Annotated in this window: 5 protein-coding genes and 1 pseudogene; 2 read left to right on the top strand and 4 right to left on the bottom strand. The window is 62.0% G+C overall.

Annotated elements, in window-relative coordinates; genetic code table 11:
- Nucleotides 1-30: 30 nt before the first annotated feature.
- From ABYW26_RS10770 to ABYW26_RS10755, 4 genes are all read right to left on the bottom strand, one after another.
- Entirely contained in the window at nt 31-885 is an 855-nt protein-coding gene (locus tag ABYW26_RS10770) for a class III extradiol dioxygenase subunit beta (protein WP_372604854.1), read from the bottom strand.
- Nucleotides 885-1,283, bottom strand: coding sequence for a protocatechuate 4,5-dioxygenase subunit alpha (gene ligA, locus ABYW26_RS10765; protein WP_372604852.1), 399 nt, complete (start codon nt 1,281-1,283; stop codon nt 885-887). The genes ABYW26_RS10770 and ligA overlap by 1 nt, the downstream gene beginning before the upstream one ends.
- Before the next feature lie 31 nt (nt 1,284-1,314).
- A complete protein-coding gene (locus tag ABYW26_RS10760; RefSeq protein ID WP_372604851.1) occupies nt 1,315-2,223 on the bottom strand; it encodes a DUF1932 domain-containing protein in 909 nt (302 codons plus the stop codon).
- A gap of 108 nt (nt 2,224-2,331) precedes the next feature.
- Nucleotides 2,332-3,534: a LysR family transcriptional regulator gene (locus ABYW26_RS10755; RefSeq protein ID WP_372604850.1), complete on the bottom strand. Its 1,203-nt coding sequence runs from the start codon at nt 3,532-3,534 to the stop codon at nt 2,332-2,334.
- A 170-nt stretch (nt 3,535-3,704) separates the two neighbouring features.
- Here ABYW26_RS10755 and ABYW26_RS10750 point away from each other — a divergent pair, with 170 nt between their 5' ends.
- Nucleotides 3,705-4,442 (top strand): PIG-L deacetylase family protein, encoded by a 738-nt coding sequence (locus ABYW26_RS10750; protein WP_372604848.1) that lies wholly within the window; start codon nt 3,705-3,707, stop codon nt 4,440-4,442.
- A pseudogene (locus ABYW26_RS10745) lies at nt 4,442-4,711 on the top strand (4-carboxy-4-hydroxy-2-oxoadipate aldolase/oxaloacetate decarboxylase); the annotation flags it as partial. The gene ABYW26_RS10750 and the pseudogene ABYW26_RS10745, both read left to right, overlap by 1 nt.

The raw sequence follows: 4,711 nt of genomic DNA, 5'->3' as shown, positions 1-4,711 counted from the left end.
GCCGGCAACACAAATTCGCATGATTTTTCCTCAGCTTGCTTTGTTTTCAAGAATGATATGCCCGACCGCCGTGTTCGAGGCCGGAACGTGATAGTGGCGATGCACCTCGACGACCTCGTCGTCCAGCGCGCCGCGCATGACATGCCACATGACCATTTCAACGCCCTCGGACCCTGCCTCGCGCAGGTATTCCACATGCGGGATTTGCGCCGCGCCAACCGGGTCATTGACGATCATATCAAGGAACCGCTGGTCCCATTCAGCGTTGATCAGACCGGCGCGTTTGTATTGCAGCTGGTGGCTCATGCCGCCGGTGCCGAAAATCACCACGTTCAGGTCTTCGTCATAGCTTTCGATGGCGCGGCGCACGGCCTTGCCCAGATTGTAACAGCGGTTGCCGGTGGGTGCCGGATATTGCACCACGTTGACGCACAGCGGGATCACCAGAGCCGGCCATTCGTCATCGGGCGTCATGTCGCCATACATCACAGACAGCGGCACGGTCAGGCCGTGATCGACCTCCATCTCGTTCATGATGGTGATGTCGAATTCGTCCAGCACCAGCGATTGCGCGATATGGCTGGCCAGTTTCTGATGGTTTTTGACCACCGGCACCGGGCGCGGGCCCCAGCCTTCGTCAGCCGGTTGGAATTCCGCCGCACAGCCCAGCGCAAAGGTCGGGATGCAGGACGCATCGAACGCGGTGCAGTGGTCGTTATAGACAAGGAAGATAACGTCGGGTTTCTTTTCCTTTATCCATTCGCGCGACTTTTCAAAGCCTTTGAACACCGGCTGCCAATAGGGCTGATCGGTGATGTGGGTGTCCATTGCGACACCGATTGCGGGCACGTGGCTGCACCCGACTCCAGCAGTGATACGGGCCATTATTCGTCCCCCTCCCATTCCGATTTATAGCGGTTGCCCTCGATCGAGCGGCCGCCGTGCAGCATCATGTCGCGATAGGCCTCGCGGCCCATGCCGGTCATGATCCCGGCCAGATCCTGAAAATTGATCCCGTCATTCGCGGCCAGCTTGCTGGTGTAATAGATATTCCCTCCAAGGCTGAGCATCCGGTTCCATTCGCGTTTCAACACCGAGTCGCGTTGCTCGGGCGTCATCGGGAACTTGTCCAGATAGGCCTCTTCGTCGGCATTGAACGCATCGCGGTTCTTTTGCAGACGCAGTGAGATGCAGAACTGATTCAGGTGATAGCCTTCGCGGCCCCGGTCGGCGTCAAAGATGAACGTCCCCGGAATGTCCTCATAGTCCTTCTTGGTTCCCATGCGCGTTTCCTTCCTGTGTTCCTGTGTTCGCTCAGGCCTTGCCAGAGGCAAGTGCCGCGATGATCGCGTCCGTCAACGCGGCAAGATCCGTGGCTCCGATCCGGGCCGCATTCAGTTTCAGATCGCCCATCTGTTGTTGACGGGCGACGGTGGCGTCGGCCATTGGCGCGTCAAAGCCCAGATCGCGCACCGTCTGCGCCACCTCACGCATTTCGGCGGCGCGGCGGACGCCATGGGTCAGCGCGCGCTCGATCATGTAGGGCGCGCGTTCGGCCCAGCCAAAACCGGGAAACGTGTCCTCAAGCGAGGCAATCACCGTGTCCTCGATCCCGGCCTTGCGGGCGGCCAGCATACATTCCACCGTCAGCGCCTCGATCCCCTTGATCATCACCGAGCGCACCATTTTCCGGGTTGAGGCCAGCCCGACCTCGTCACCCGCGACCTCGACCGCCATCGACAGGGTCGTCAGCGTCGCTCTGGCCTGCGCCGCATGGGCGCCCGACAACAGGCAAGGCGTCTTGTGCAGGCGCGGATGCACCGGCGCCATGACCGCCATATCGACATAGGCGCCGCCCGCAGCCTCGATCGCACGGGCGTTGCCACGCTTGGTTTCGGGGGCGCAGGAATTGCAGTCCAGAACCAGCGTGCTGTCCAGATCGGTCTGCGCCAGCGCCCGCGCCGCCACCCCGGCCTGATCCGCCGTCACCATCGAAAACACAATCGGCGCCGCGGCCAGATCCGAAACATGACCGCAGGCAATCACCCCAAGCGCCGCCATTTCGGACAGCTTGCCCGGCCGGGTCTCTGGCATGTCGGTTTTCAGGTCATAAGCAATCAGCCGCAGCCCCGGATTATCCGCCAACAGACCCGACGCAAACGCCGCCCCGGCCTCACCGAAGCCGAGAAAACCAATATGCGGGGAATTGGGCAATGCAGCCATCTAGCGTCCGAAGTTAACAGAAAAGTTGCATTTACCTATCATCCAAGGCGGGGAACCTCCCAATTGAAAAGCCCCTAACGATATTGAAAAAAGCTATGGCACCCCGGATCAAGCCGCCTGATCTCCGCCGCGCTGACGGCTGAACGTGCGCAGGAAATTAATGAAGTGCGCTTGCGATTCCGTGGGGCGCCAGTTGCTGCGATAGGTCAGGCCGATGCTGCGGCGGTTGCTGGCCAGCTTGATCGGCAGAACCGCGATCTGGCCCTGCTTTTCATCGGCGCTGATCTGGTGGCGCGACACGATCGAGATGTAATCGCCCTCGGCCAGAAGCCCGCGCAGGAACACCATCGACGACGACACCACCCGCACCGGGGTTTCGTTGCGTTCGTGAATGCGCAGCGTGTCATACAGGTATTGCCCGGCAGGTGTCTCGCGCGGCGGCGCGACCCAAGGATAAGCCAGCGTATCCTCGACCGTCAGATCGGGCTTTTCGAACAGCGGATGACCGGGGCGCGCGACAATCGACAGCGGGTCGTCGAACAGCGGCTCTTCGGTCACGTCGTCAGCGGGCGCCGGGTCACGCATCGCGCCGATCAGGCAATCGATATCGCCCTCGCGCAGACTGCGCAGAAGATCGCTATACCGGCCATCGACCACCCGGATCTGCACCCCCCGTTCGGCGGCGACCATGGCGTTCACCGCCCCCGGCACAATCGAGGTCCGCGCCAGTGGCATCGACCCCAGAACAAACGTTGACTGGTGATGGCCCAGCGTATGGCTGATTTCCTCGACCGCCTGCCGCAATTCGGCCTGCGCCAGCTTCGCCCCCAGAACAAAAGCCTGCGCCGCCGCCGTCAGTTCGACCCCGACCACGGTCGCGGTAAAGAACGGCACGCCAGCGGTGGCCTCAAGGCTGCGGGCGGTGCGGTGGATCGTCGGTTGTGACAGGCCCAGTTCGCGCGCGGCGATGGTAAAGCTGCCGGTGTTGGCGATGGCGATCAGCGCCCGCAATTGCGCGGCGGTGACCATCTGATCGAACGGGTTGCGCACCCGCGCGCCCTCGCCCCCGCCCGAGCGCAGCGCCGACCGCGCCCCGGCCCGCAGATGATCCAGCGCCGCCTCGGCCCGCGCGGCGAACAGCGCGCCCGCAGGTGTCGGGCCAAGCTGCCGGGTGCGCCGGACCAGCAAGGGCGTGCCAAGATCCTGCTCCAGACGGCTGATCGCCTGAGTAGCGGCAGGTTGCGAGACATGACAAGCCTCGGCCGCCGCCGAGACCGACCCGGCGCGGACGGTTTCAAGGAAAACCCGCATATGTCGAATGTTGGGAAAACCGGCCTGCATCGCGCCCTCGCCGCCCAGGTATAGCTAAAACTTATTTTATGAACTTCATTCGAAATAGGCAAGACGCGCAACTTGCGGCATGGTGCGCCCCAATCGGTCCGGCGCCTAGCCGGTCGCCTCTACAAGCGGAGCTGCAACATATGTCCGACAAGAAAACCGCCCTCGTCATCAGCGCCCACTCGGCCGACTTCGTCTGGCGCGCCGGTGGCGCCATCGCCCTGCATCAGTCGAAAGGTTATGAGGTCACCGTTGTCTGCCTGTCCTATGGCGAGCGCGGCGAAAGCGCGAAACTGTGGAAACAGGACGGCATGACCATGGACAAGGTCAAAACCGCCCGCCGCAAGGAAGCCGAGAACGCCGCTGCCGCTTTGGGCGTGAACGACATCCGTTTCCTTGACCGAGGCGATTATCCGCTGGATCTGGGTCGTGAAACCCTTGACCAGATGGTCGATATCATCCGCGAAGTGCAGCCGAAATTCATGTTCTCGCACTCGAAATGGGACCCGTATAACACCGACCACATGCGCACCACCGACTTTGCGCTGGAAGCCCGCATGGTCGCGCAAGCCTGGGGCCACAACCCCGGTCAAAAGGTTCTGGGCGCGCCACAGCTTTATCTGTTCGAGCCGCATCAGACCGAACAGATGCATTGGAAGCCGAACGTGTTCCTCGACATCTCGGAGGTCTGGGACAAGAAATGGGCCGCCATTCAGTGCATGCAGGGTCAGGAACACCTGTGGCATTTCTATGAGAACGTGGCTGAAAACCGCGGCAACCACTTCCGCCGCAACTCGGGCGGTCAGGCCGGTGGCAAGCCTGCGAAATACGCCGAAGGGTTCGAGGCGGTCTTCCCCCGCACCGTGGAAGAGCTGGACTGATGACCTATCAACCCGGAACCACTGGAATCGTCGTTCAGAATATCGAACGGGCCGATCAGGACATCATCGACGGTTTGGCCGCCTGTGGCGTGGCCACCGTGCACGAGGCACAGGGCCGTAAGGGCCTGTTGGCCGATTACATGCGCCCGATCTATCCGGGCGCGCGGATTGCTGGCTCGGCCGTGACCATTCTGGCGCCGCCCTGCGACAACTGGATGATCCATGTCGCGATCGAACAGCTTCAGGCCGGGGACGTTCTGTTGCTGGGC

Origin of the sequence: Actibacterium sp. (genome assembly GCF_041584535.1) — a bacterium.
Taxonomy (GTDB): Bacteria; Pseudomonadota; Alphaproteobacteria; order Rhodobacterales; family Rhodobacteraceae; genus Actibacterium_D.
Note: the sequence above shows the minus strand (reverse complement) of the source record. Positions and strands in the feature narration are given on the sequence as shown.